Source organism: Corynebacterium sp. MSK044 (assembly GCF_030232825.1).
Classification (GTDB): Bacteria; Actinomycetota; Actinomycetes; order Mycobacteriales; family Mycobacteriaceae; genus Corynebacterium.
The window spans coordinates 119209-144435 of sequence record NZ_JASPJJ010000004.1; the positions used below are offsets into that span (position 1 = coordinate 119209).

Annotated in this window: 26 protein-coding genes; 12 read left to right on the forward strand and 14 right to left on the reverse strand. The window is 62.4% G+C overall.

Going from position 1 to position 25227, the window contains the following annotated elements:
- Window positions 1-40: 40 nt before the first annotated feature.
- Window positions 41-742: a DnaE2-dependent mutagenesis accessory factor ImuA' gene (gene imuA' / locus QP994_RS04195; protein WP_284865489.1), complete on the forward strand. Its 702-nt coding sequence runs from the start codon at window positions 41-43 to the stop codon at window positions 740-742.
- The gene (locus tag QP994_RS04200) at window positions 743-2305 is read left to right on the forward strand and encodes a Y-family DNA polymerase (RefSeq protein ID WP_284865490.1); all 1563 of its coding nucleotides are present in this window, start codon (window positions 743-745) and stop codon (window positions 2303-2305) included.
- A 6-nt stretch (window positions 2306-2311) separates the two neighbouring features.
- Here the strand turns inward: QP994_RS04200 and QP994_RS04205 are convergent, their stop codons facing one another.
- Window positions 2312-2911, reverse strand: coding sequence for an AMIN-like domain-containing (lipo)protein (locus QP994_RS04205; RefSeq protein ID WP_284865491.1), 600 nt, complete (start codon window positions 2909-2911; stop codon window positions 2312-2314).
- 119 nt (window positions 2912-3030) lie between these two features.
- Here QP994_RS04205 and QP994_RS04210 point away from each other — a divergent pair, with 119 nt between their 5' ends.
- A complete protein-coding gene (locus QP994_RS04210; protein WP_284865492.1) occupies window positions 3031-3939 on the forward strand; it encodes a sucrase ferredoxin in 909 nt (302 codons plus the stop codon).
- Here the strand turns inward: QP994_RS04210 and QP994_RS04215 are convergent.
- Genes QP994_RS04215 through QP994_RS04230 form a run of 4 tightly spaced genes read right to left on the reverse strand, consistent with a single transcriptional unit; the run spans window position 3900 to window position 7402 of the window.
- Complete coding sequence (locus tag QP994_RS04215; protein WP_284865493.1) at window positions 3900-4733, reverse strand: HAD family hydrolase; 834 nt, start codon at window positions 4731-4733, stop codon at window positions 3900-3902. The two genes, QP994_RS04210 and QP994_RS04215, sit on opposite strands and share 40 nt — an antisense overlap.
- Before the next feature lie 26 nt (window positions 4734-4759).
- On the reverse strand, window positions 4760-5443 hold the full coding sequence (locus QP994_RS04220; protein ID WP_284856242.1) for a methionine ABC transporter permease: 684 nt from the start codon (window positions 5441-5443) through the stop codon (window positions 4760-4762).
- Window positions 5444-6496, reverse strand: a complete 1053-nt coding sequence (locus QP994_RS04225; protein ID WP_284856241.1) for a methionine ABC transporter ATP-binding protein — start codon at window positions 6494-6496, stop codon at window positions 5444-5446.
- Window positions 6497-6502: 6 nt separating this feature from the next.
- Window positions 6503-7402 carry a MetQ/NlpA family ABC transporter substrate-binding protein gene (locus tag QP994_RS04230; RefSeq protein ID WP_284856240.1) on the reverse strand — a complete coding sequence of 300 codons (900 nt, stop codon included), beginning with the start codon at window positions 7400-7402 and terminating at the stop codon, window positions 6503-6505.
- 158 nt (window positions 7403-7560) lie between these two features.
- On the opposite strand from QP994_RS04230, the gene QP994_RS04235 reads away from it, so the two are divergent.
- On the forward strand, window positions 7561-10719 hold the full coding sequence (locus tag QP994_RS04235) for an error-prone DNA polymerase (protein ID WP_284865494.1): 3159 nt from the start codon (window positions 7561-7563) through the stop codon (window positions 10717-10719).
- 139 nt (window positions 10720-10858) lie between these two features.
- On the opposite strand, the gene QP994_RS04240 is transcribed toward QP994_RS04235, so the two are convergent.
- Together QP994_RS04240 and QP994_RS04245 are read right to left on the reverse strand one after the other, a co-directional pair.
- Window positions 10859-11185: a type II toxin-antitoxin system HicB family antitoxin gene (locus QP994_RS04240; protein WP_284865495.1), complete on the reverse strand. Its 327-nt coding sequence runs from the start codon at window positions 11183-11185 to the stop codon at window positions 10859-10861.
- 213 nt (window positions 11186-11398) lie between these two features.
- Window positions 11399-11911: a hypothetical protein gene (locus QP994_RS04245; protein ID WP_284865496.1), complete on the reverse strand. Its 513-nt coding sequence runs from the start codon at window positions 11909-11911 to the stop codon at window positions 11399-11401.
- Between QP994_RS04245 and QP994_RS04250 the strand changes: the two genes are divergently transcribed.
- From QP994_RS04250 to QP994_RS04260, 3 genes are all read left to right on the forward strand, one after another.
- On the forward strand, window positions 11898-12713 hold the full coding sequence (locus QP994_RS04250) for a cytochrome b/b6 domain-containing protein (RefSeq protein ID WP_284865497.1): 816 nt from the start codon (window positions 11898-11900) through the stop codon (window positions 12711-12713). The two genes, QP994_RS04245 and QP994_RS04250, sit on opposite strands and share 14 nt — an antisense overlap.
- A gap of 95 nt (window positions 12714-12808) precedes the next feature.
- The gene (locus QP994_RS04255; protein WP_284865513.1) at window positions 12809-13258 is read left to right on the forward strand and encodes a PH domain-containing protein; all 450 of its coding nucleotides are present in this window, start codon (window positions 12809-12811) and stop codon (window positions 13256-13258) included.
- On the forward strand, window positions 13255-14592 hold the full coding sequence (locus tag QP994_RS04260) for a PH domain-containing protein (protein ID WP_284856235.1): 1338 nt from the start codon (window positions 13255-13257) through the stop codon (window positions 14590-14592). The genes QP994_RS04255 and QP994_RS04260 overlap by 4 nt, the downstream gene beginning before the upstream one ends.
- On the opposite strand, the gene QP994_RS04265 is transcribed toward QP994_RS04260, so the two are convergent.
- Complete coding sequence (locus QP994_RS04265; RefSeq protein WP_284856247.1) at window positions 14546-14947, reverse strand: tRNA (cytidine(34)-2'-O)-methyltransferase; 402 nt, start codon at window positions 14945-14947, stop codon at window positions 14546-14548. The two genes, QP994_RS04260 and QP994_RS04265, sit on opposite strands and share 47 nt — an antisense overlap.
- An 84-nt stretch (window positions 14948-15031) precedes the next feature.
- Here QP994_RS04265 and QP994_RS04270 point away from each other — a divergent pair, with 84 nt between their 5' ends.
- The 3 genes from QP994_RS04270 to QP994_RS04280 are packed head-to-tail and all read left to right on the forward strand — an operon-like array spanning window position 15032 to window position 17166.
- A complete protein-coding gene (locus tag QP994_RS04270; RefSeq protein WP_284865498.1) occupies window positions 15032-15889 on the forward strand; it encodes a bifunctional methylenetetrahydrofolate dehydrogenase/methenyltetrahydrofolate cyclohydrolase in 858 nt (285 codons plus the stop codon).
- Window positions 15873-16235: a DUF3017 domain-containing protein gene (locus tag QP994_RS04275; protein ID WP_284856233.1), complete on the forward strand. Its 363-nt coding sequence runs from the start codon at window positions 15873-15875 to the stop codon at window positions 16233-16235. Before QP994_RS04270 ends, QP994_RS04275 begins: the two co-directional genes overlap by 17 nt.
- Window positions 16236-16266: 31 nt before the next feature.
- Window positions 16267-17166 carry a DUF1266 domain-containing protein gene (locus QP994_RS04280; protein ID WP_284856232.1) on the forward strand — a complete coding sequence of 300 codons (900 nt, stop codon included), beginning with the start codon at window positions 16267-16269 and terminating at the stop codon, window positions 17164-17166.
- Between the two features lie 26 nt (window positions 17167-17192).
- Here QP994_RS04280 and metX read toward each other — a convergent pair whose 3' ends face one another.
- Both metX and QP994_RS04290 read right to left on the reverse strand, forming a co-directional pair.
- Window positions 17193-18335 carry a homoserine O-acetyltransferase MetX gene (metX, locus tag QP994_RS04285; protein WP_284865499.1) on the reverse strand — a complete coding sequence of 381 codons (1143 nt, stop codon included), beginning with the start codon at window positions 18333-18335 and terminating at the stop codon, window positions 17193-17195.
- Window positions 18332-19663 (reverse strand): O-acetylhomoserine/O-acetylserine sulfhydrylase, encoded by a 1332-nt coding sequence (locus tag QP994_RS04290; protein ID WP_284865500.1) that lies wholly within the window; start codon window positions 19661-19663, stop codon window positions 18332-18334. Before QP994_RS04290 ends, metX begins: the two co-directional genes overlap by 4 nt.
- 218 nt (window positions 19664-19881) lie before the next feature.
- Between QP994_RS04290 and QP994_RS04295 the strand changes: the two genes are divergently transcribed.
- On the forward strand, window positions 19882-20427 hold the full coding sequence (locus QP994_RS04295) for a hypothetical protein (RefSeq protein ID WP_284865501.1): 546 nt from the start codon (window positions 19882-19884) through the stop codon (window positions 20425-20427).
- Between the two features lie 85 nt (window positions 20428-20512).
- On the opposite strand, the gene QP994_RS04300 is transcribed toward QP994_RS04295, so the two are convergent.
- Complete coding sequence (locus tag QP994_RS04300; RefSeq protein ID WP_284865502.1) at window positions 20513-22732, reverse strand: NADP-dependent isocitrate dehydrogenase; 2220 nt, start codon at window positions 22730-22732, stop codon at window positions 20513-20515.
- 141 nt (window positions 22733-22873) lie between these two features.
- Here QP994_RS04300 and QP994_RS04305 point away from each other — a divergent pair, with 141 nt between their 5' ends.
- Window positions 22874-23779, forward strand: a complete 906-nt coding sequence (locus QP994_RS04305) for an exodeoxyribonuclease III (RefSeq protein ID WP_284856226.1) — start codon at window positions 22874-22876, stop codon at window positions 23777-23779.
- Here the strand turns inward: QP994_RS04305 and QP994_RS04310 are convergent.
- From QP994_RS04310 to QP994_RS04320, 3 genes are all read right to left on the reverse strand, one after another.
- Window positions 23776-24180, reverse strand: coding sequence for a type II toxin-antitoxin system VapC family toxin (locus QP994_RS04310; protein ID WP_102723941.1), 405 nt, complete (start codon window positions 24178-24180; stop codon window positions 23776-23778). The genes QP994_RS04305 and QP994_RS04310 overlap by 4 nt on opposite strands.
- Window positions 24181-24184: 4 nt before the next feature.
- Window positions 24185-24475, reverse strand: coding sequence for a type II toxin-antitoxin system Phd/YefM family antitoxin (locus tag QP994_RS04315; RefSeq protein ID WP_084576667.1), 291 nt, complete (start codon window positions 24473-24475; stop codon window positions 24185-24187).
- A 106-nt stretch (window positions 24476-24581) separates the two neighbouring features.
- Window positions 24582-25064: a CAP domain-containing protein gene (locus QP994_RS04320; RefSeq protein WP_102723940.1), complete on the reverse strand. Its 483-nt coding sequence runs from the start codon at window positions 25062-25064 to the stop codon at window positions 24582-24584.
- Between the last annotated feature and the right edge of the window lie 163 nt (window positions 25065-25227).

Below are 25227 nucleotides of genomic sequence, written 5' to 3' on the forward strand. Positions count from 1 at the left end.
GGGATTGACCGTGTTGCTTGCGCGGAGCATAATAATCCGCGTGAGTGGAACAAGTGTTCGTAAGGTTGGCCTGGCTGCCATGCCGCTTGCTTCCTCGCGCGCGGAACAAATCGCGCAGCTTCGCGCCCAGATTTCGCAGATGGGAGGGGGCGCGCAGGAAGAAAGGGTAGTCCAGGACGTTGACCTTCTGTCCGTCGGTAGTGCTTTGGATGCCGTCCTGCCTGGTGGTCTCCCGCGGCGCGCAGTCACACACGTGAGCGACACGCCTGGGCTGGTGGTGGAAATGCTGCGCCACGTCACCGCTGCTGGTGGACACGCGGGTGTGGTGGGGTGGTCGGAGCTATCCTACGCCGCACTGCCTGCGCCGAGCCTGGAGCGCATCATCGCGGTGCCGGACCCCGGGGTGGATCCGCTCGGGGTGGCCGGGGTGCTGGTGGAAGGGCTTGACCTGGTGGTGTTTCGGTCCCCGGTCGTGTTGGAGCTGTCGCCGGTGCGGGCCCGGCCGCTGCTGGGGAAGCTGCGCAAGGGCCATGCCGCGCTCATGTTGGTCGGCGCGACGGCGCCGTCGCCGGCCCTTGCGTTGACGGGGGAGGTGATGGGCTTCCACGGCATCGGCCGCGGCACCGGCCGCATCATGGGGATGGATCTGCGGGTACGGGTCACGCAGAAGAACGCCCGTCCGGCTTCGACCGTGGTCACGGTGGGTGAAGCCCAGGCCCCTGCCTTGCGGGTGGTGCGGTAGATGCGCGTGGCGGCCGTGTGGTTTCCGGATTGGCCGATCCAGGCAGCGCGGCTCGAGGCGGGGGATGAGCTGGCGGAGCCGCTCGCGATCGGTGCGCATCATCGCATCAAAGTGGTCTCGCAAGAGGCGCGCAAGCTGGGTATTCGTCGCGGGATGAAGGTGCGTCATGCGCAGTCCGTGTGTCCGGATCTGACGGTCGTGGAGGATAATCCGGACCGGGATGGCCGCATGTTTGCTGCGCTCGCCGCGAGTTTCGATGATGTTGCCGCGTCGGTGGAGGTCCTGCGTCCAGGGCTCGTCGTTGTGGATATCGCCGCCGCAGGCACCTTCCACGGGAGCGAGGAAAAAGCTACCGAAATGCTTATCGACGCCGCATCCAGCCCCGGCATCGACCCCCTCACCGGTGTGGCCGACGAGATCGCCACCGCCGTCATCGCAGCCCGTGCCTCCGCGGTGGTGCCACCGGGTGGGTCAGCGACTTTTCTGGCCAGGGTCCCCCTGCGCATGCTGGTCGCGGAGACGAGTTTGGGGGCAGACGCAGACACCGTCGCCGCCCTGGGGCAGCTGGGGGTGGGCACGCTTGGGGAGCTCGCCGCGCTGCCCTCCACTGCCGTATCCACCCGCTTTGGGCGGGCAGGGCTGCATTGTCATCGCATTGCGCGTGCGGCGCCGGATCGGCGGGTGGCGCCGGAGATCCCTACGGCGGATCTGAGCGTATCGGTGACACCAGAAGACCCGATCGACCGCGTTGATGCTGCAGCCTTCGCCGCCCGCGCATTGGCAGCGAGCCTGCACGAACGTCTTGCAGCTGCTGGTCTGAACTGCCTTCGCCTCAAAGTGAAAGCGGACGTAGACGGCGGGGAAGTCGTGGAGCGTACCTGGCGTACCCGCGAAGCCTTGACGGAAGAAGCCACAGCGGACCGAGTGCGCTGGCAGCTCGATGGGTGGTTGACGCACGGCGGTGCCGGGGCAATCACCTCCCTGATCCTTGAACCACTGGAGGTGGCGCAGCCGGACTTGGCAGGGCAGTTATGGGGGAGCGAGTCTGCCGCGGGACCTGCTGCGGGAGGTGATCAGGTGCGTCGTGTTGCGGAGCGCGTCCAGTCACAGCTCGGGATTGATGCGGTGGTGCAGCCGCGACTAATCGGTGGGCGTGGGGTGGTGGAACGCGTTGCCCTCGTTCCTTTTGGGGAGCGTGGCCCTGAGGGCAGTAACGCCACGTGGCCTGGTGCGATCCCGCAGCCACTCCCAGCGCGGATCGGTGGTGGGCTCAACCACCCAGCCTCACGGGTCAAAATGATTGACGCGCAGGCCACCCCCATCGGCGTGACCGCGGAAGCGCTGCTCACTTCCCAGCCTTATGCCTTGAGCTGGGGTGACAACAAGTACCTCATCACCGGCTGGGCCGGACCATGGCCCGTGGATGGCGGATGGTGGGAAGACACACCCCACAAAGTTGCTCGCCTTCAAGTCGTGGGGTGCTCCCCACACGATGAAAAACCGGTGGGATGGCTCCTTGTCTGGTCACAGCAGCAATGGCGGATCGAGGCGATGTACACCTAGGTGCGCCTAGCGGCTGATGTCGATGATGATGCGCGTGGGATTCTGCACCGTCACCACGCTGTAGGGGCTTCGGGAGTTCATGCCCACCACAATCTGCGTACGTCCCGCGGACGTGCCGGCGTTGACCACCTCAGCTACCGCACCGGATTCGCCGGTACTGCCGACGCGTTCAGGGGCGGTGGCATCGGCACCGACATCGGACGGGAACACAGTGCCGTCAATGAAGACGTTGAGGAACGTCGACCCCTTCACTTTCAGTGGCTGCCCGGTGGACCCCACGGCAGGGGAAGAAACGTAATCCGTGAACCAGCCGGGTTCACCGTCCCCATGCAACGTGATAACCACGCGGTCGAAATCGCCGTGAGCCTTCGCCTCAATATCAGTCACTGCGAGGCGAGCCGGGGCCGTTGGGCGGGTGGTCTTCGGGGAGGAATCTACAGACCCCAACGGTTCGCGTTCTTCCGGCGACATGGTGCTCACCGCGCCACCGGTGCCGGCGACGAGGTCGCCGCGTTGGGCACTAGGCGTGGTTTCAAGCGTGCACCCAGCGAGCACAAAAGCGGCCGTGCTTAACGCAACGGCGCATGCGAGCTTGGGTGCAGTCATGCGAATTACCCTAATAACAACCGTGAAGACACAAAAATAAAATCGCCTCAATCCGCAGATTGAGACCAAACTGTTGTACACACTACAGCTCCCGGCGAAGATAGGTTACCCTTAGTGCCATGCCTGCCGATTCCTTCACTTTGTGCTCCGACGTTGAGGTCGAGCCGCTTCCGGGGACGGCAAAACAGGCCACAGTCTATGTCCTTTTCGAAGAGCCGGGCCCATGGAGCCACGACGTCCTGGACGGCGATACCTTCGGCGCGGAACTCACCGCGAAGCTTAAGGCGCATCTGAAGAAGTACAATGCGTCGCTCCAGCTCATCCGCCACCCAACGCGTGAGGGGCGCGTGATTGAGTCGCATCACCTGTACTTGGTGTTCTCCGACATCGGGCTGACGGAAGTGCTGCATGTTGATGGCCCGGAGGCGATCCTGGATCTTGATTTGTCGGGCCCGGGGCTTAACGGTGGCCAGGCGCGCATCAACCCGTTGCTTCTCGTGTGCACGCATGCGAAGCGTGACAGGTGCTGCGCGGTGAAGGGTCGCCCGCTGGTGGCGGAGCTGGAGCGCCGCTACCCGTTCAAGAGCACAGGCGATGTGGTGTGGGAGACCTCGCACGTGAAGGGGCATCGTTTCGCTCCGGCGCTGCTGCTGTTGCCGTGGGGCTACAGTTTCGGCCGCATGAACCTGGAGGCGACGGAGGCGATGTTGGCTGCGGCGATGCGCGCGCAGTATTTCGTGCCGGGCAACCGTGGGAGCGGCTTGATGTCGCCGCCCGCGCAGGCGGCGGAAGTCGCGGTTGCTGCGCACCTTCAGCGCGAAGGCAAGGATGTCTCCTACGGGCAGTTCTCCGTCGCGTCAGAAGAGGTCAGCGAGGATCATGCACGCATTGTGCTTGTCGACGCCACCCGTACCTTCAACGTCACCCTCTCCACCCACGCCGCCTCCGGCGTGATCTCCTCGTGCGGTGATGAGCCGAAGCAGGGGCGCTATTGGCGGGTGGATTCGCTGGAGTGCGCGGATAAGTAACTAAGCAGTGTTTCGCCCACGGAGTCCACAACGTGGTTGGTGGCGGCCTGCACGTCGGCGGGGGAGTAGGGGAAGCTGTGCGAGACGTCGGCGATGGCGTGCATGGGCAGGTCGTTCCAGGAATCCCCGAAGGTGTATAGCTCCACCTCGGAGCGGTCCCGGCCGAGGTGCGCTAGAACGTCGTTGATCCCGGCTGCTTTGTTTCGTCCCGGCGCCATGACGTCGATGAAGTTGGCGTTGCGGGCGTAGTTGACTTCGGGGTGGGCCGCCGCCCACGCGACGATCTCCGCCGTGTTCCCTGGAGTTGTCGCCGCGCCGCTGGGGAGCCAGAAGACCAGCAGGGCGAAGTCATGCGCAGGGATGCCGGCGGCGCTCATAGTGGTGAATCCTGAGATGAGCTCGTACCCAGTTCCTAGGTTACCGCTGGTGTTGCTGGCGGTGGTGTCCGCGAAGATCGCATCATGGTCGCCCCACGTCGTGCCGCACACCGCCAGACCCGGGGTGGTGCCAAAGCGTGCGACCGCCTCGCCGAGCACATGGTTGGGCACCGGGTGGGAGTACAGCAGCTGATCATCCGCGGTGGTGGCAGCGCTGCCGTTGGATAGGACGTGGAAGTCAAAGAGCCCCTCAGCACCAGCGAGCCCGCGACGGAGTTTGCTGCGGGATCTACCGGTGGCACAAATGGCAACGTGCCCGGCTTCACGCCAGGCACGTAGTGCGGAAATGTCGGCGGCGGAGATGCCGCCGTCGGGGTGGTGGAGGGTCCCGTCGAAGTCAAAAACTGCAACCTTCATGGGGCCCAACCTACCTAGCACCCCGGCTAGCGGCGCATCACCTTCGCCGAGAGCCAGTTGCCCAGAAGCTGGGCCAGCTGCACGATGATCACGATGGTGATCACAGCCACCCACGTCACCGCAGGCTGGTACGCGCGGTAGCCGTAGACGATGGCGAAGTCACCCAGGCCGCCGCCGCCGATGTAGCCGGCCATGGCGGACATGTCGATCACCGCGATGAAGATGAAGGTGTAGCCCAGAATCAGCGGGCCGAGGGCCTCCGGGATGATCACGGTGCGGATGATGCGCCACGGGCCGGCACCCATCGCGCGGGCCGCTTCGATGACGCCTGGGTCAATGGCCACGAGGTTCTGTTCCACGATGCGCGCCACGGTAAACGTCGCGGTCACGCACATGACAAATGTCGCGGCTTCACGGCCAATCGTCGTGTCCACCACCGCGAGGGTGACGGAGTAGAGCATCGCGATCATGATGATGAACGGGATGGGCCGGAAGAAGTTCACCAGGATGTTCAGCACCCAGTAGATCGGCCGGCTCTGCAGCACACCGCCCGCGCGGGTGGTGTAGAGGAACAGGCCCAGGAGCATGCCGAAGAACCCGCCGACAAGCATGGTGATGGTCACCATGAACAGCGTGTCTAGCAGCGCCTGCCAGTAGGTGGGGCCGAGGCGGTCCCAGTCAACGCCGGCTGCAAGAAGTGTTTCGATCATTTAGGCCACATCTCCTTGCGTGCCGGTGATTTCATGGATGTGCGTGGTGGATTGCATCGTGCGGTAGAACTCGTCGATAGCAGAATCCTCGCCGGTGAGGCGGACGGTCATCTTGCCGAAAGAATGATCTTGCAGCGTGGTCACGGAACCATGCACAACGTCGAGTCCCACTCCTTCTTCCTGCAGTTTCGCGGCCGCGGAGAAGAAGCCGGAGTTCGCGGTGAGGTCCACGGTGAACAGGCGGCCCTCTCCCGCGTGGAGCAGCTCGCGCTCTTCGCTTTTCGACGGAGTATTCCTCAGCGACGTCGCCACAAACCTCTTGGACACATCCGTCTGTGGGTTGGAGAAGACCTCGTAGACGGAGCCATGCTCCACAACCTTGCCATTTTCCATCACAGCGACCTTGTCGGCGATGGCCCGGATGACATCCATCTCGTGGGTGATCACCACGATGGTGATGCCGGTCTGTTCGTTGACCTTCTTCAGCAGGTCAAGGACTTCTTGGGTGGTTTCGGGGTCGAGGGCGGAGGTGGCTTCGTCGGCAAGCAAAAGCGAAGGGCTTGTGGCGAGCGCACGAGCGATGCCCACCCTTTGCTTCTGGCCGCCGGAAAGCTGCTCCGGATAGTTCGAGCCGCGGTCGGACAGGCCAACGAAGTCGAGCAGTTCCGCCACGCGGGCTTTGCGTTCAGCCTTGCTCATCTCGGTCATCTTGAGCGGGTACTCAATATTGCCCGCCGCATTGAGCGAGCTGAACAGGTTGAACTGTTGGAAAATCATGCCGATGGAACGGCGCGCGGTACGCATCTGCTTCGCGGGCATACCCACGATGTCCGTTCCATCCAGCAAAATCTGCCCCGATGTCGGGGTGTCCAGCCCGTTGATCATGCGGACCAGGGTGGACTTGCCGGCACCCGAGTAACCGATCACGCCCAGGATCTCCCCCGGCTCAACCGTCAGGCTGACGCTGTCAAGCGCGACAACATCCGTGCCCTTCTTCGAGCGGAAGACCTTGTTTACGTCCCGGAATTCGATCCGGGTGCCAGTACGAGACATAGAGGTTTACTTCTCGTTCTTTGCGTCTTCGACGAGACGGTCGAGGATCTTGTTCAGGTCCTCCTTGGACTTGTTCACCTGGACGGCGGTGCCATTGGAGTCCTCATTCAGAGCCTCGGTAACCTCAGGGGTCTGCCAGAGCTCAACGAGCTTGTCGTAGGTCGGGTTATCAATGTCCTCTGCGCGAACAGCGAAGATGTTGATGTACGGCTCAGCCAGCTCAGAGTTCGGGTCGTCGGAAGCGACAGCAGTGGATGCGTCGATACCAGCGCGGGAGAGCCAGTTGTTGTTGATGATCGCCGGGTCGCCCTGGTTGTAGGCAGTCGGCGTCTGGGAAGCATCAACCGGGGTGACCTCAACCTTGGAAGCATCCTTGTCAATGTCAGCCGGGGTCGGGTTCAGCGGGTCAGTGCCCTCCTTCACCGTGACCAGGCCAGCCTGGACGAGCACGTTGATCGCGCGGCCCTGGTTGGACGGGTCGTTCGGGATAGCAACCTTCTCGCCCTCGATGCCGTCGAGGGAATCGTGGTCCTTCCAGAACAGGCCCAGGGTGTTGATCTCAGCGGAACCGATGATGCGCAGGTCCTTGCCAGAAGAAGCCTTGTACTGAGCCAGGTACAGGATGTGTTGGAACTTGTTCAGGTCAAGCTGACCCTCAGCCAGTGCTGGGTTCACCGGGGTGTACTCGGTGAAAGGAACCAGCTCCAGGTCGATGCCAGCTTCCTTGGCCTTGTCAAGGAATACAGACCAAGCCTTCTGGTCAGAGTCGGTCGTACCGATGCGCACGACCTGGTTCTCGCCGTCCTTCGGAGCAGCGTTGTCAGTGGAGTCAGAGGAGCATGCAACGAGGCCAGTAGCTGCCAGAATGGAAGCCGCGGCGGTTGCGATAACACGGTTGAGGCGCATGTCGCGTCCTGCACTTTCTTAGTAGGGGTTGAAGTGTCTGGGAAAATCTATCACCGTGTGTACCGCTTAGTCTAGTTCCGATCCCGTTTGGAGTTTCTTAGCGAATATAATCAAACGTCCGTTCGGTTCACGGCATCGAATATGCGTACGATAGTTGCGTGCGATTCAATGGTGGCAGAGCATTGTCCTGGGCGCAGCTGGAACGCATCCTCTCCGGCCGCCCCGGGGCCGCCGTTGTGCCGGTTGACCGGCTGGAACGGTCGGTCAAGCGTCCTCTGGCCGGCCCGCGTGGCACCGCGGCGATTCCCTTCGCAGAACTCCACGCCGTGTCCACCTACAGTTTCCTCAGCGATACCGGAGGTGCTAGCGAACCTGAGGAGTTGGTAGCCCGCGCCCACGAACTCGGCTTGAGTGCCCTTGGTCTGCTGGACCGTGATGGTTTCTATGGCGCCGTGAAATTCGCCGAAGCCGCCGCGGAGGTAGGGCTGCCTACGGTATTTGGGGCAGAGCTCGGCCTGACTCACGCGCCACTGCCGATGCTTGCTCGCGGCGCGGAGGGATACCGGCGCCTATCGCACCTCATGGCGGGGGCGCACATGGCCTCGGGGGAGAAGGGCGTGGTGCACTATCCATCGCTCCCGACGATTGCCAAAGAACTCGCCGGGACCTGCATCGTGTTGGCGGGCTGGCGGTGGGCAGACCGACTCGATGAGCTCGTGGAATGCTTCGGTACCACCAACGTGGTCAAGGAGTACGAGGCGACGATGCTGCCCGAAGACGCGGACCACCACGCCATCCTGCGCGCTGCCGGCCCGCCCGGTCTGCGGGAAATTCTCACCGCCGCCCCGGGGGCAGCCACGCGGGATGGGGCGAGGGTGGCGGGGGCGAAGAGGGCGTTGGGGCGTCGAGAAGCAATCGGCGCAGCATACGCGGACCTGCATCCGATGGGTGCGCCGTGGTTGCGCTCGGGCGAGCAACTCGCGGCGATGGTGCCTGACGGCGCTGCCATGATCGCGGAGACCGTGAAACTCGCAGAAGAATGCGCCTTCACCCTCGACCTGGTGGCGCCTGAACTGCCGCAATGCCCCACGCCCGAGGGACACGATGAGATGAGCTGGCTGACCCACCTCGTGGCCGAACGCGGCCGTGAACGCTACGCCACGCGGTCTGCTGACCTGCAAGAACAAGCTCTCGCGCAGATTGAGCGCGAACTGCGCGTCATCGAGCAACTTGGTTTTCCTGGTTACTTCCTCATTGTCAATGACCTGGTGGATTTCTGCCACGAGTCCAACATCTTGTGTCAGGGGCGCGGCTCGGCGGCGAATTCGGCGGTGTGCTTTGCGCTTGGCATCACCAACGTGGAACCGATCGGCGCGCAGCTGCTGTTTGAGCGTTTCCTCTCACCAGACCGCGACGGCCCGCCGGATATTGACATTGATATTGAGTCCGGCCGCCGCGAAGAAGTTATCCAGTACGTCTACCGCACCTACGGCCGGGACAATGCTGCGCAGGTGGCCAACGTGATCACGTACCGCACGAAGGGCGCGGTGCGTGACGCCGCCCGTGCGCTCGGCTACCCGCAGGGCGCGGCGGATGCGTGGTCGAAGGGCCTGGCCTCGCCCCCACCGCGTGTTGAGTCCTTGGCTGCGCAACTCAAAGGGCAACCACGCCACCTGGGCATTCATTCTGGTGGCATGGTGATCTGCGACCGCCCCATCGCCGACGTTGTCCCCGTGGAGTGGGCACGCATGGAAGGCCGCTCGGTCGTGCAGTGGGACAAGGACGATTGCGCCGCCGCCGGCCTAGTCAAGTTCGATCTGCTGGGCCTGGGCATGCTCGAAGCGCTGCACCACATGATTGACCTCGTGCGCGAAACCACCGGCCGCGAGGTGCGCCTATGGGAGCTTTCGCTTGACGACGCCGCCGTGTACTCAATGCTCTCCCGCGCCGACGCCGTCGGCGTTTTCCAAGTGGAATCCCGCGCTCAGATGAACACCCTGCCGCGGCTGAAACCGCGCTGCTTCTTTGACTTGGTGGTGGAAGTGGCCCTGATCAGACCGGGCCCGATCCAGGGCGGATCCGTCCACCCGTATCTGCGGCGCCGCGACGGCCGGGAACCGGTCACGTACGACCATCCGGTGCTGGAGCGTTCCCTGGGTAAAACCCTGGGGATCCCGCTGTTCCAGGAGCAGCTCATGCAAATTGCTGTCGACGCCGCCGGTTTCAGCGGGGCAGAGGCAGACTCGTTGCGTCGCGCCATGGGGTCGAAGCGTTCGCCGGCGAAGATGGCTTCTCTCAAGGCGCGATTTTTCTCGGGCTGTTGGGAAACCAACTCGATTGAGCAGGACGTGGCGGAGAGCCTCTGGCAGAAGATCGTCGCCTTCGCTGCTTACGGTTTCCCGGAATCCCACTCCCAGTCTTTTGCCTCCTTGGTGTACTTTTCGGCCTGGTTCAAGCACTACTACCCGGCGGAATTCTGCGTGGGGCTGTTGCGGGCGCAGCCGATGGGTTTCTACTCGCCACAGTCCCTCATCCAAGACGCGCGCCGCCATGGGATTGTGGTCCTGCCCGTGGACGTCAACGAGTCTGGTGTGGAGGCCCGCTGCATCGACTCCGGCACCATCCGCGTGGGGTTGAACCTGATCAAAGGTCTTGGCGGGAAGGCGGCCTCGCGCATCGAGGTTGCGCAAACGGTTCGGCCCTTCGCCGATATTCCGGATCTATCCCGCCGCGCGGACCTCACCGTGGAGCACGTCGAAGCTCTCGCGCGGGCGGGTGCATTGGGATGTTTTGGGGTGGACCGCCGCCAAGCCCTCTGGCAATCCGGCATCGCCGCTACCGAACGCGAGGGCATGCTGCCTGGACTTTCGGCTATTGAGGCGCCTGCCCTCCCCGGCATGAACGCCTTCGAACTCATGGCTGCCGACATTGTGGCCACCGGTGTCACGCCCGGCCTCATGCCCGTTGAGATGGTCCGCGCGCACTTGGATGCTTTGAGTGTTGTTCCCGCCAGTGGCCTTAAACGGGTCCCCGACGGCACCCGCATCCGCATCGCCGGTGTGATCACCCACCGCCAGCGCCCTTCCACCGCCGCCGGTGTCACCTTCCTGGGTATGGAGGACGAGACCGGGCTTATGAACGTGGTCATTCCCACTGGTTTGTGGAAGCGACAAAAAGTCCTTGCCCGCACCGCGAAAGCCCTTATTGTGCGTGGCATCGTCGAAAACGCCTCCGGTGCCGCCAGTGTTCTTGCGGACAAACTCGAACCCCTCAACATGGGCGACTGGCTCTCCCGCGGATCCCGCGATTTCCGATAGGCCGGTCGGATCGGTGAAGGATTTGCACGCGCAACCCAACCCGAGAATGCATAAGTGCTGGTAGGTGCGTTTTGGGCTTCTGGTAGACCGTGCGAGGTGTTGAAGTCCTTCACCCTCCAGTCGCTGCTGGGTGTTGCGATTACGCGGAAGCTAACTTTTGGGACACCAGCGCGTTTAGGGAAATCCCTTCATTTTCAGCTTCCTGCACGAGCCGGCGGTGAAGCGACGGGGAAATCCGAACATTGAAACGCCCCGAGAATTCGCGCATGCCGAGTGGCTGCGGGATAGGCTCGCCACTTTTCAGGAGGTCGGCCAAGACTTCTTCGACAAGAGAGAGGATGCCCTTTTCGGCCTCGTCTCGGGAGTCTTCCAGCCATGACAACGACGGGAACTCCCGGACAGTGGCGACGAACTGTCCGTCTGCTTGTGACCAGCCAACCTGGTAGGTGTATTTGTCAGCATTCATGTGCATTCTCCTCAAACCCCCTTAGTACTGAATATGGTACTGCTTGCCCTCTATTTCAGAAAGGGGGCGAACAGGCTTCTTGCTTGGCTTCGAAGTTCCTTGTTTGTCGATGTTTTGTCGATCTGGATGCTGGCCTAGGGACGGAAGATCACACGAAGATAATCGGCATGCTGGAAGCAGCCGGATTCCGCCTCGTCATCGTGCTTGGATAGTCTAAGCAGCAATGACTAGCAACAATATCCCGAAGGCAGCATCGTCCCAGGACATTCCGGCGGTGCCCAGCCCGTCGTCCGTGCCACAACCGCCGGCGCCACCAGCGCCTCCAGCGCCTTCTGCTGCGCCAGCTTCGCCGGCGCCTCCGGCGCCACCAGCTGCGCCGACCCCTCCTGCTCCGCCGACGGCTGTTGCACCGCCCGCGCCGCCGACCCCTCCGGCGCCACCAGTGGCCGCCGTGCCCGTGCCTCCTGTAGCTTCTGCAGTGCCTGCGGCACCGAAACCGCCGGGTGGTGTGGCGACCCCGGTGCCAGCGACCCCGACGCCAGCAACCCCGGCGCCAGCTCCGGCTCCGCAGCCCGTGCAGGAAGCCACGAAGCAGACAGCAGAGAAGCCAGCCCAAGAACCAGCTCGGAGCGCAGCGCTGAAGCGCTTGCTCCTTTGGGTTTTGGTTGGGGTTGTGGTGTTGGGGGTGGGGGTGTGGGCGTCGAGAAGCTTTTTGGGCTCTGACACTGGACAGTCTTTCCTTGAGGCTTACCCGGGCCCCGCGCCGATGCCGGAGAGCGCGCCGGTGGGGATTCCGGTGTGGTTGAATTGGGCGCACTTTTTCAACATGTTCCTGATGGTGCTGATTATTCGGACGGGTCTGCAGGTGCGTGGCCAGCGGAAACCCGAGGCGTATTGGCGGCCCAAGAAGGGTGGGAGAAAGATCAGCCTGGTGCTCTGGTTCCACCTGGTGCTGGACGTGCTGTGGGTGCTGAACGGCGTCATTTTCACAATCCTGCTGTTCGCGACGGACCAATGGATGCGCATCGTGCCCACGAGCTGGGATGTGTTCCCGAATGCGGTGTCGGCGGGCCTGCAGTACCTGAGTTTGGATTGGCCGACGGAGAACGGCTGGGTGTACTACAACGCGCTGCAGCAGCTGGCGTACTTTGTCACGGTGTTTGTTGCGGCGCCGCTGGCGATCGCGTCGGGTGCGCGCATGAGCATGTGGTGGCGCAACGAGTGGAAGACGGCGAACAAGCTGTTCCCGGCGCCGGTTGCGCGCGCGGTGCACTTCCCGGTGCTGGTGTATTTCCTGGTGTTCGTGGTGGTGCATGTGGGCTTGGTGCTCACCACGGGTGTGCTGCGCAACTTGAACACGATGTACGCGGCGCGCGGTTCTGTGGACCCGAATGAATATGCGAGCGACTGGACGGGCCTGATCATGTTCCTCGTGTCACTGGTTGTCGTCGCGGCCGCGGTTGTGGTGGCGCGCCCGCAGTTCTTGGCGCCGGTGGCGCGGCTGACGGGCGAGGTGTCCACGCGGTAGGGTACGTACCCATGAACAGCGCCGATTCTGCCCGCGCCGGGCGTCATGCACGGACCGATGCGCCGGCGCTACGCCTGCCCACGACGGCGGCAGAGATGAATCCGGTGTCGCGGAAGCTCATCCTTGCGCGGTATGCCTCCCAAACCCTATGGGCGCTGGTGCTGGCGGCGTGCTTCATCGTGCCCCAGCTTCTCTACGGCGGCTGGTGGTGGACCGGCGCTGCCACCGTCGGGGCGTGGTACGTGTTCCAGCTCATCATGATTCCACTGCGCGTGCGCAACACGGCGTGGTGGGAAACCGAGGATGAGCTGCTGATCACCAAAGGTAAGCTCCGCCAGACATTCACGCTGGTGCCGTATGGCCGCATCCAGTTCGTGGATGTCACCAGCGGCCCATTCACGAGGCTCCTGGGGCTGAAGGATGTGAGCCTTCATACCGCGTCGGCTACGTCGGACGCGCGCATCCCGGGTCTGCCTGCCGCGGAGGCAGACGCGCTGCGTGAGCGCCTGGCCATCAACGCGCGCGAACGGATGAGTGGCCTGTGACCGAGGACTTCCGCCGGGTTCACCGTCTCACCCCGCTGTTGCGCGTGTGGGCGACGGTGGTGGCGTTGGCCACGATCGTGGTGTTCAACTTTGCCACCTTCGTGGCCAACGCGCTGCGGGACCAGCAGGTCACAGCTCTGCTGATCGCGCAGATCGCAGGTGGGGTGCTGGGGGTGCTCGCGCTGGTTTTCGCGGTGTCGCAGATCTGGTGGGCGCGCACGGGTTTCCGCCTGGGGGAGGATGAGCTGGAGCTGCGCCGCGGCGTCATTTCCACGCAGGTGCGGTCCGCGCGCTATGACCGTATCCAGGCGGTTGATGTTGTCGAGCCGTTCGCGCCACGCCTCTTTGGTCTCGCCGAGGTGCGCGTTGAGGCGGCCGGCGGCTCGAATTCCGCGATCGAGATCGGCTACCTCACCCGCAGTGAGGCCGAAGCCATCCGCGCGGAGATCCTGCACAAGATCGCCCCGCCCGAAAAGCCGCAGGGCGGATACCTCGTCCCACCCATTCCTGTTGCGCGTTCGCTCGTGGGTGCAGCCCTTCGCTTATCGACGCTCTTCGCCCTCTCCTGGTCCCTCCTCCCCACCGTCACCGACTTTTCAGTGACCGTGATTGTGCCGGTGCTCGTGGGTTTCATCCCGCAGATCTGGCGGCAGATTGACCAGTCCTGGCGCTACAATGCCACTTTGGACGGGGACGTGTTGCACCTGTCGTATGGGTTGGCCAACCGCCGCACCCAAGCGGTGCCGCTGGACCGGATTCACGCGATTGGGTTGTCGCAGCCGGTGCTGTGGCGTCTGTTCGGATGGTGGACAGTCACCGTGAATATTGCTGGTTATGGCCGTGAGTCCAACAAAGCCTCGGGTACATCGCGCTTGCTGCCGGTGGGGTCCTATGAGCAAGCCCTTGAGCTCATTGAGGCCATCAGTCCGCTGCCACGCGAACTGATTGTCAGCCCGGACTGGGACCTGAAGTCCCCGCGCCGGGCACGTGTGGCCTCACCGATTGATGCGTCGCGCCAAGCCCTTGCCCTCACCCCGATCGGGGATTTCGGGGACACCACCTATGCCACCACCAGCCACGGCCTGTTGAGCCGGCGGGTGGAATTCGTGGAAGTACCCCACATCCAAGAGGTTACGCTGCGCATTGGCCCAGTTCAACGCGCTCTTAAGGTGGCGAGCGTCCGCTTTGACCTCGTGCCAGGCCCAGTCAGGATGACGGCGCGTGACCTAGAGCTCGACGAGGCCTGGGAGCTCGTCGAAGCCCTGAGCGCCCGTGAGTTACCGCCGGTTACACCCCGCCAGGGAACCCCAACTGACGCCACGCCTCATATGTAGCCACCGCCGCAGAGTTGGACAGATTCATCGACCGGCGCCCCGGCAGCATGGGGATGCGCAGCTGATCAGTCACGCGTTCGTGGTGGGAATGCTCATGTGGCAGGCCAGTAGGTTCAGTGCCAAACAGCAGCGCATCTCCCGGCTGGTACGCAACCTCCGCGAAGCTGCGCGTAGCGGAGGTGGTGAAGGCGTAGATGTTGCCGTCGAGAAGCGAAAAGCATGCGTCGAGGTCATCGTGGACCTCAACGTGCGCAAGATCGTGATAATCGAGCCCTGATCGGCGCAAATGCTTGTCATCGAGCGAGAACCCAAGAGGTCGCACGAGGTGCAGCGTGGCACCCGTGCCCGCGCACATGCGGATGGCGTTGCCGGTGTTCGGCGGGATGACGGGGTTGTCGAAGATCACGTGAAGCACACATCAAAGTCTAAGATGGTGGCCGTGACTGCGATCAAATTGGATGGAAAGCTCTACCGCGAGGAGATTTTCGCGGATCTTGAGGCCCGCGTGGCTCGCTTGAAGGAGCGGGGAATCACGCCGGGACTGGCCACGGTGCTGGTGGGTGAGGACCCGGCGAGCCAGAACTACGTGCGCATGAAGCACAAGGACTGTGAGCAGCTGGGCATCGCGTCGATCATGAAGGAACTTCCTGGCGACTGCACGCAGGAAGAGCTCGACGCCGTGATCGAGGATCTGAACAATGATCCGGCTGTGACCGGCTACATCGTGCAGCTGCCCCTGCCGAAGCACCTGGATGAGAACCGCGTGCTGGGCCTCATCGACCCGGACAAGGACGCCGATGGCCTGCACCCGGTCAACCTGGGTCGCCTCGTGCTCAACGAGCCAGCGCCACTGCCGTGCACCCCGAATGGTTCGCTGGCTCTGCTGGAGCGTTTCGGCGTGAACTTGGACGGTGCGATCGTGTGCGTCATCGGCCGCGGCGTGACCGTCGGCCGCCCGATTGGCCTCATGCTGACCAAGCGTGACGTTAACGCCACCGCCGTGCTCTGCCACACCGGTACCAAGGACCTCACCGCTGAGACTCGGCGCGCCGACGTGATCATCGCCGCCGCCGGCAAGCCCCACATGATCACCGCCGACATGGTCAAAGAAGGCGCCGCGGTGCTCGATGTTGGCGTTTCGCGTGTCGACGGCAAAACCACCGGCGACGTCCACCCCGACGTCTGGGAGAAGGCCGGTTGGGTCTCCCCGAACCCGGGTGGCGTTGGCCCCATGACCCGCACCTTCTTGGTGCGCAACATCGTGGAGCGTGCCGAGCACCTTGCCGACGCACAGTAACCAACCGTCCAGGCCGGGTTCTGCGCTGCCGCCGAGCCTGGACAACCCACACGACATCTACAACCCACCATCAAAGCTGCCTCTGCGCCTGCAGCAGGTGATGGTGGGGCTGTTCGCGCTCGGGTTTGTAGTGGCCACCCTGTTTTCCGTGACGGAACACTGGCGCCGCGCCACCTTCACCCTTGGCATGGCCATGCTGTGGCTGACCGCCTGCCGCCTCACGTGCGATTCACAGGTGATGGGTTTGCTCGCGGTGCGCTCGAGGCGTTTCGACGCGATTTTCACCGGAGTTACGGGCACCGCCCTCGTGTGGCTGGCGGTGTCGGTGGACGCCCTGGGTAGCTAGCTGCCCCTGCTCAGTGCGGTAGTCTTGAGTCATGTTCGGCTGGAATAAGAAAAAGAAAAAGAAGAAAAAGGGCCACTTTTCCATGCGGGGAGCCATGGCGCTCGAATTGTCGAAAAATTACGACGAGCACATGGACCGGGCGATTGAGCCCGGGGAAATGGAACTCAACCATGTGGAGACAGGGGCGCTTCCGATTGAAGGTGGCCTGGCAGTCTCGCTCATGATGCCGTTTGGCGAGTCCGAAAAGGCACCGATGGATGCGCCTCCGCAAGTGATCACGCCGCAGGCGGGCCCCGATCAGCAGGCGGCATACGAGCATTTCAAGATGCTTCTCGCCCAGGGGTGGGGGATCAATACCCCGGATGACCTGCTCGACGTGGTCTCATCTTTGTTGGGCGACCCAGGCGATGCGGAGTATGAGGTTCTACGTCCTTATATGCAACAGCTCGCCGATCTTCCTTTCGAGCAGCGAGACGATTCGGTCCCGCAGATCATTGAGGCAGCGGTGGCTGACCTCCGGGACACCGAGATCCCAGAAGACTTCTTGCGGGAGCGGCTTGAAGTCTGCCTCGACCTCTACACTCAGGAGCACAACGAGAAGCTGATCCCGCAGAAGCTTCCGAGCACCCTTGTGGGGTGGGATATTGGGCGCGCTGCCCGCTTAGCCCGAATCGGGTGCATCATCGGAATGATCGATCTGGACCAGTACCTGCACATTTCCTCTGCTGCGCTTGCCCTCACCCGGGAGTATTCGGAGAGTTGGCGCGACCATGTGGACCAGTACCTACTCGGGCGCGCGAAATGGCAGGAGATTCTCGATGAAGAAACCCTGGACTACCGCGACATGATGTGGGTGCGGTTGAACCACCCCGATTCAGTGTGGTTCAAATACCCGCTGCACGGCGACTACAGGACAGAGCCGAACGCCTAGACCCACGCATTCGTACTGGTGGTGGGCTAGATCTCGTAGTTGCCGCGCTGCTTGGCTAGGTCAGTGGCCGAGGGGGTCTGGTCGGCCAGCGCGATGAAGTTGCGCAGGATGTGGCCCATCTGGCGGGTCTCCACAAGGAAGGCATCGTGGCCGACAGGGGAGACGATCTTGTTCATGGCCAGCAGGTTGCCAATATTGCGTGACAAGTGTTCCTGCTGGTGGAACGGATACAAGATGTCCGTGTCCACGCCAACAACCATGGTGGGCACGTTGATCTGGGCCAGTGCGCGGTTGAGTCCGCCGCGACCACGGCCGATGTCGTGGCGGGAGAGGGATTCGGTGATGGTGACGTAGGAGCCGGCGTCGAAACGCTTGACGAGCTGCTCGCCTTGATGGTCGAGGTAGCTTTGCACCGCGAAGCGCTGTTGTTCGTCACGGTGAGTGCCCAGGGGGTTTTCGCCGGGTTGGGGCATGGTGCCGAAGCGCTCGTCGATTTCCTGCTCGCCACGGTAGGTGAGGTGGGCGATGCGGCGCGCAGCAGCCAGGCCCGCATCGGGGGAGGAACCAGTGCCGTAGTAGTCACCACCCTGCCAGTCCGGGTCGCGCACGATGGAAGAAATCTGGGCGGTTTGAATACCGATCTGCCAGGCAGATGCGCGGGCGGACATTGCGATGACACACGAGTAGTTTGCCCAGTCCGGATACATGAGCGTCCACTCGAGGGCGCGCGCACCGCCCATGGAGCCACCGATGACGGCGTGCATGCTGTTGATGCCCAACGCTTCCAAGAAGATTGCTTCGGCGCGTACCTGGTCGCGGATGGAAATGGCGGGGAAGCGAGAGCCCCACGCGCCGCCATCGGGGTGCGGGCTCGAAGGGCCCGTGGAGCCAGAGCAGCCGCCGAGGACGTTGGTGCACAGGACGCAGAAGCGGTCGGTGTCCAGCGGCGCACCAGGCCCGATGAGATCGCCCCACCAGTCGGCCACGTTCGAGTCACCCGTCAAAGCGTGCTCGACGACGATGAGGTTGTTGCGGCCGTGGGAGTCGCCACTGAACTCACCCCAACGCTGGTAGGCGATCTCCACATCGTGGATGAGCGCGCCGGCTTCCGTGGTGAGGTCGCCGATGCGTTGGGTGGCTAGTTCACCTTCGGGTGGGAGGGTGATCATGAGATAGCAGCAAAGCCACGCTCGAGGTCAGCGATGATGTCGGCGACATCCTCGATACCCACGGACAGGCGGATCGTGCCCTGAGTGATGCCGGCGCGCTTCAGACCTTCCTCGTTCGACTGGGAGTGCGTTGTGGACGCCGGGTGGACGACGAGGGAGCGGACGTCGCCGATGTTGGCGAGGTTGGAGTGGAGATTGAGGGCGTCGATAAATGCCCATGCCTGTTCACGTGCAACCGTGGGATCGGAGGCGGCGAGGTCGAAGGAAAGGACCGAGCCGGTGTACTTCAGGCCGAGCTTCTCCTTCGTGCCGTAGTGCGGGGAGGACGGCAGACCAGCGAAGTTGACGTGCGCGACCTCGTCCTTGGCTGCGAGGTACTCGGCCACCTTCAGCGCATTCTCATTGTGCTTATCGACGCGCAACCCCAACGTATCAATCCCCTGCAGCGTCACCCACGCGTTGAACGGGGAGATCGCGGCACCGGTGTCACGCAGGATACCGGCGCGGGCCTTCACGGCGAAGGCTGCGGGGCCAAGGTCGGCGTAGACGAGACCGTGGTAGGCCGGATCCGGGTTAACGAAGTAGGGGAAGACGGGTTCGCCGTCGCGGGTGGCGGTCCAGTCGAAGGAGCCGCCGTCGATAAGCGCGCCGCCGAGAGCTGCGCCATTGCCGCTGTAGAACTTCGTGGTGGACACGATGACGATGTCCGCGCCGAGCTCCAACGGCCTGACCAGCGCGGCGGTGGCCATGGTGTTATCCACGATGAGCGGCACCTTGTTGCGGTGGGCGACCTCCGCGACAGCCGGGATGTCCAGGATGTCCGCGATCGGGTTGCCGAAGGTTTCGCCGTAGAACGCCTTCGTGTTCGGCTTCACGGCTGCCTGCCAGCTCTCCGGATCATCCGGGTTGTCCACGAAGCCAACCTCAATGCCCAGGCGGGGGAGCGTGACCTCAAAGAGCGTCTCCGTGCCGCCGTAGAGGCGCGGGGAGGTGACAATGTGGTCGCCGGCGCTCGCCAGGTTCGTAATAGCCGCGACCTCAGCCGCCATGCCGGAGGCGAAAGCGACGGCTGCCACGCCGCCCTCCAGCGACGCGAGACGGTTCTCCAGCGCCTCCTGCGTCGGGTTCGTAATACGGGTGTAAATCGGGCCCGGATTAGTCAGGGCGAAACGGTCATGAGCGTTCTGGGTGTCCTCGAAGACGTAGGACGTGGTCATGTAGATCGGCTGATTGCGGGCGCCGGTATCGGAGTCGACGTTCTGGCCCGCGTGGATGGCGCGGGTGTCAAAGGACCAATCATTAGCGGCAGTGTTGTTGTACTGAGACATGTCCCTAAAAGTAGGAGTCGCCCGTGGGGGCGCGCAAGCGGTAATGGGGTGCTCGGTCCGTTCAAATGTGAAATAAGCGGACCAAGCTGTCTATTTGGTCGCTGGGCCAGTGTCGAATGGGTGAATTTAAATTGCGCGGTGAGGGTAGAAACCGGTCAGCATACGGCATTAATGGAGGCTATTATCGGAGAAAATCTGTTCACCACGAAGGAGGGCCGATGTCCGCCTCGATTCAATTGATCTCACACGAAGGGGCCCACTTCCAAGCGCCTTTCGGCGATGGCACTGTCCGTTTTGGCGATAGTGCCGAGCAGGTGCGTTCGGTACTCGGGCAGCCAGAGGGCGGTTCGACTGACACCACGCTTTACTTCAACGCCGCGCGCATTCAGGTGCACCTTGGCCGGGGCGGGGTGGAGTTCATGGAATGTGCCACCAACCCGAAGAAGGACGGCGTTGACGTTGAGTGGGAAGGGCATACCTTGTCGCGCATGAACGCTATCGAATGCGCGGAGGTGCTCATGGCATCCAATGATGGTGCACGGATCAATGAAGAGGAGGCTCCGTCGAGCTATGTCTTTGAGAAGTTAGGTCTCACTGTGTGGCAACCGTATGCCCTTCAGGACGCAATGCGAGACATGAGGGAAGCGGAGGCCGCTGGGGCTGAGGATGAGTTGGAGTACTTCCAGGAAGAAGTCGACATGGCTAAGTTCTTTGATTCGGTGGGGATCGGATCGCAGGAGTACATGAAGGGTTATTTTTCCTAGTCCGGGGGAAGCAGCAAAAGGGTGTGCCCGCCCGGCCAAACTGCCGAGCGGGCACACCCTAATCGTTTAACTCACGTAAACGGAGCTAGTTGTCCTCAGTCCGGTCGATGATCCGGTTGAAGGTCTCCGACGGACGCATGACCTTGGTGGTCTTCTCGTCGTCCGGCCAGTAGTAGCCGCCGAGATCAGCAGGGGAGCCTTGGACGGCGAGGAGTTCTTCGTTGATCTTGACCTCGTTGTCGGCGAGGTCCTTAGCAATCGCGGTAAAGCCTGCTGCGAGCTCTGCATCCTCGTCCTGCTTGGCCAGCTCATCAGCCCAGTAGGCGGCGATGTAGTAGTGGGAGCCACGGTCATCGATCTCGCCGACCTTGCGGGACGGGGAGCGACCCTCATCCAGGTAGCGCTCGATGGCGCGGTCCAGGGTACGGCCCAGCACACCAGCGCGTGCATTCTCGTGCTTGTCTTCCTCGTGGAAGAAGGACTCGGTCAGCGCGAGGTACTCGCCCAGGGAATCCCAGCGCAGGTGGTTTTCTTCCTGGACCTGCTGGACGTGCTTCGGTGCGGAACCGCCAGCACCCGTCTCAAACAGACCACCACCAGCCATGAGCGGGACGACGGACAGCATCTTCGCGGAGGTGCCCAGCTCAAGGATGGGGAAGAGGTCGGTGTTGTAGTCACGCAGCACGTTACCGGTGACGGAGATGGTGTCCTCGCCACGGCGAATGCGGTCGACGGTGATCTTGGTGGCCTCTTCCGGCGACGCAAACGAAATGTCGGTGCTGTCAGTGTCCAGGTTGGCCAGCTGTGCTTCGGCCAACTTCTGGATGTTGGCGTCGTGCTCACGCTGTGGATCGAGCCAGAACACAGCCTTCATACCCGACTTGTGTGCACGGTCAACAGCGAGCTTGACCCAGTCCTCGATGGCGTCGCCGCGGGTGTGGCAGGAGCGCCAGATGTCGCCGGCTTCAACCTCGTGGGACAGCAGGACGTCGCCGGTGGAGGAGATGACCTGCATCGTGCCGTCGAAAGGCATCTTGAAGGTCTTGTTGTGGGAGCCGTACTCCTCAGCTTTGCGGGCCATGAGGCCAACGTTGGGGGAGGTGCCCATGGTGGTGGGGTCGTAGGCGCCGTTCTCGCGGCAGTCGTCGATGACCACCTGGTACACGCCGGCGTAGGAGGAATCTGGGATGACAGCCAGGGTGTCCTGCGGCTTGTCATCGGCGTTCCACATCTGGCCGGAGTTACGGATCATGGCGGGCATGGAAGCATCCACGATGACGTCAGACGGCACGTGGAGGTTGGTGATGCCCTTGTGGGAGTTCACCTGCGCCAGGTCCGGGCCATCAGCCATGGCCTTGTCAAAGGCAGCGCGGATCTCTTCGCCGTTGTCCAACTCGGACAGGCCGGAGTAGATCGCGCCCAGGCCGGACTCGCCGTCGAGGCCAGCAGCCATGAGCTGTGCACCGTACTGGTCGTAGACGTCCTTGAAGAAGGCGCGGACAACGTGGCCGAACATGATCGGGTCGGAGACCTTCATCATGGTGGCCTTGAGGTGGATGGAGTAGAGGATGCCCTCGTCCTTAGCGCGCTTGACGGTGTCCAGCAGGAAGGCATCGAGTGCACGCGCAGACATGAAGGTTGCGTCCACAACGTCGCCCTTGTCCACCGACATGTCGTCGCGGAAGACCTTCTCCTGACCATCAGTGCCGGTGAGCTTCAGCGTCAGCGTGTCATCGCGGTCGAGGATGACGGACTTCTCGTTGTGGCGGAAGTCATTAGCATCCATCGTGGCCACGTTCGTCTTGGAGTCCTTAGACCACGCACCCATGGAGTGCGGGTTCTTGCGCGCGAAGTTCTTTACGGAGCGCGGCGCGCGGCGGTCAGAGTTGCCCTGGCGCAGGACCGGGTTCACGGCGGAGCCCTTCACCGCGTCGTAGCGGCTGAGGATGTCGCGCTCTTCGTCGGTCTGTGGGTTCACCGGGTAATCCGGGATGGCAAAACCAGCGTCCTGCAGTTCCTTGATGGCGTTTTTCAGCTGCACCAGGGAAGCGGAGATGTTCGGCAGCTTCACGATGTTGGCTTCCGGCGTCTTAGACAGATCACCCAACAGTGCCAAGTAGTCCGGGACACGCTGGTCTTCCTCCAGGTAGTCCGGGAACTGCGCGAGGATGCGGCCGGCTAGGGAAATGTCGTACGTGTCTACGTCTACGCCTGCGTTTGACGCGAAAGCCTCCACGATGGGCTTCAGTGAGTACGTTGCCAGCAGTGGTGCCTCGTCCGTCTTTGTCCAAATGATCTTGGCCATGGGTCACCTCTACAAAATTCTGGGTTATCTTCTTTTTGTTTTCGACCCACAAGCGTACCTCTTTGCCTGTCAGCGTGCCCACCGTGCCCTCGGGGCTGGGCAATCGCCCGCGCCAATGTGGCACAGGTAGGGTGATCGGGCATGAGCCTCACCATCGCATCAGTCAACGTTAACGGGATCCGCGCGGCCACGAAGGTGCGCAATGAGAACAACTTGGGCATGTTGGAGTGGTTGAAGCACACTCCGGCGGATGTTGTGCTTATGCAGGAAGTTCGCGCCACGGAGGAGCAGACTCAGGCCGCGCTCGCACCGGCACTCGAAGCCGGATGGCACCTCTATGTCGCGCCAGCCGCCGCAAAGGGTCGCGCCGGGGTGGGCATTCTCTCGCGCACACCGCTTATCGACGTCGCCGTGGGCATCCCCCACTTCGAAGATTCCGGCCGCTTCATTTCTGGCCGTTTGGACTGTGGGACGACGGTGGCGTCGCTGTATTTGCCGTCGGGAAGCACTGGCACTGAGAAGCAGGATGAGAAGTGGCGTTTCCTCGATGTGTTTGAGCCGCTGCTGGCGCAGTGGGCGGAAACGAACAAGGACATGGTGATTGGCGGCGACTGGAATATCTGCCACCGCCGCGAGGATCTGAAAAACTGGAAGACCAACACGAAGTCCTCCGGCTTCCTGCCTGGTGAGCGCGCATTCATGGACGCTGTTTTCGGTGCCTTCCCGGATGATGAGGCGCAGGACACCGACGCGAAGGACGAGGCTGGTTTCTTCGGTGCCGTCGAGTACGAAAGTGACAACCGTCGCGCCGCCAACACTGACCCGCAGTGGTTTGACGTTGCCCGCCGCCTTCACCCCGAGGATGCGCCGTACACCTGGTGGACCTACCGTGGCCAGGCCTTCAACAACAACGCCGGCTGGCGCATCGACTACCAGGCCGCCACCGCCAACATGCTCGAGCGCGCCCAGCGCACCTGGGTGGAAAAAGCAGCGACGGTGGAGGAGCGTTGGTCCGACCACTCGCCGCTGCTGGTTGAGTACCGCTAGGATTCTCTAGCGCGACCTGGTGAAAGTACCGGGAGGCCTGCTTCTTCCGCGGCATCCGCCATCCGGTGGTCGTATGTCACCATCGTTGTGCACCCACCAAGAAGGGCAGCGGCGATGTGGATAGCGTCAAGGGAGCGAAGGTGTGTGCCTGGCAGCATTCCAGCGACTCGGAAAATGCTCCTGTCGATCTCGAAGATGGACATTGACTCAATAACATCCTCGATGATGTGCGGCTGTATCTCTGGAAGAAAACGACAAGCGCGACGCAGCTCAGTTTCGAGGAGAGTGCTTGAGAAAAGCGCCGGTGACTCCGCCAAGATCGCTTCATCGAGGGCATCGGATTCTTTCTCCTGCGCGATAAGCTTCATCACCGCAGAAGTATCGAGGTACCACAGCTTCACGCTGTCACAACCTTTCCTCGCGGACAGTATCCAGAATCTCCTTTGTACTGATGGGGAGTTGGATTCGATTCTCGGCGCCGAGTCTTAGTGGCCGTGAGGCAGGCGTGTAGGCCAACCGTGGAGAGTGGACATTTTTAAGGCCGGTCAACCGAGCGACGGGGCGGCCGCGGTTGGTGATGATGAATTCCGCGCCTTTTTCCACTTCGCGCAAAATCTTACTGCTTTCATTGCGGAGCTCACGCTGGGGAATATGGCGCGGTTCGTGAGGGGAGGACGGTACTGGCGCGGCAGACATGCTACAAGCGTAGCAACCTGCGAGCGGGGTGGAAAAGCAGCGACGGTGGGGGAGCGTTGGTCCGACCACTCGCCGCTGCTGGTTGAGTACCGCTAGTTACTCGCTGCTATTCGGCACGCAGGACAACCTTGTAGCCGGAGCCACCCTTGGAGTCTTTGCCGTAGGCGATCCCAAGGCCTGCGCGTGTGGTGTTGCTCAGCATGTTGGTGTTGTGGCCTGCTGATTTCTTCCAGTTGTTCACAGCATTATTCGGGGTGCTGGAAGAGTAGTGAATGTTTTCAATGCCACGCTTGATGTCATCATGCTCAAATTTGCCCGACTTGGCGAGGTGTTCGCTCCATTCTTGGGCACTTTGGGTCAGTGTTTCGTCGCGGGTCCAAGGGGCCAGCCCGTTTTTCGCGCGGTGATCGTTGATCTGGTCGAAGAGCTTCTCCTTGGTCTCCTCGATGTTGTTCGGCGTGCTTGTAAATGATGTGGGGGGCTGCTCTACATCGCCTTTGGTCAGTCCGCCTGCCAAGGCGAGGATGAGACTGATCAGGATGGAAAAGAATCCGAAGAACTTTTGTGTGTCCAAATCGGGCAGCTGCATGAGGTGGTGGACCTTTCCGTATCTATCCGACCCCAGGATGAGGGAACGGTATTTGCCTTAAGTGGATATAGGATAAACCTGAAAATAGATTAAGTCAGGTCAGTACGCCTATTTGGTTAGAAAATGGGGACCGAACGGGGGGAGCTGGTGTCACTGGGCCACT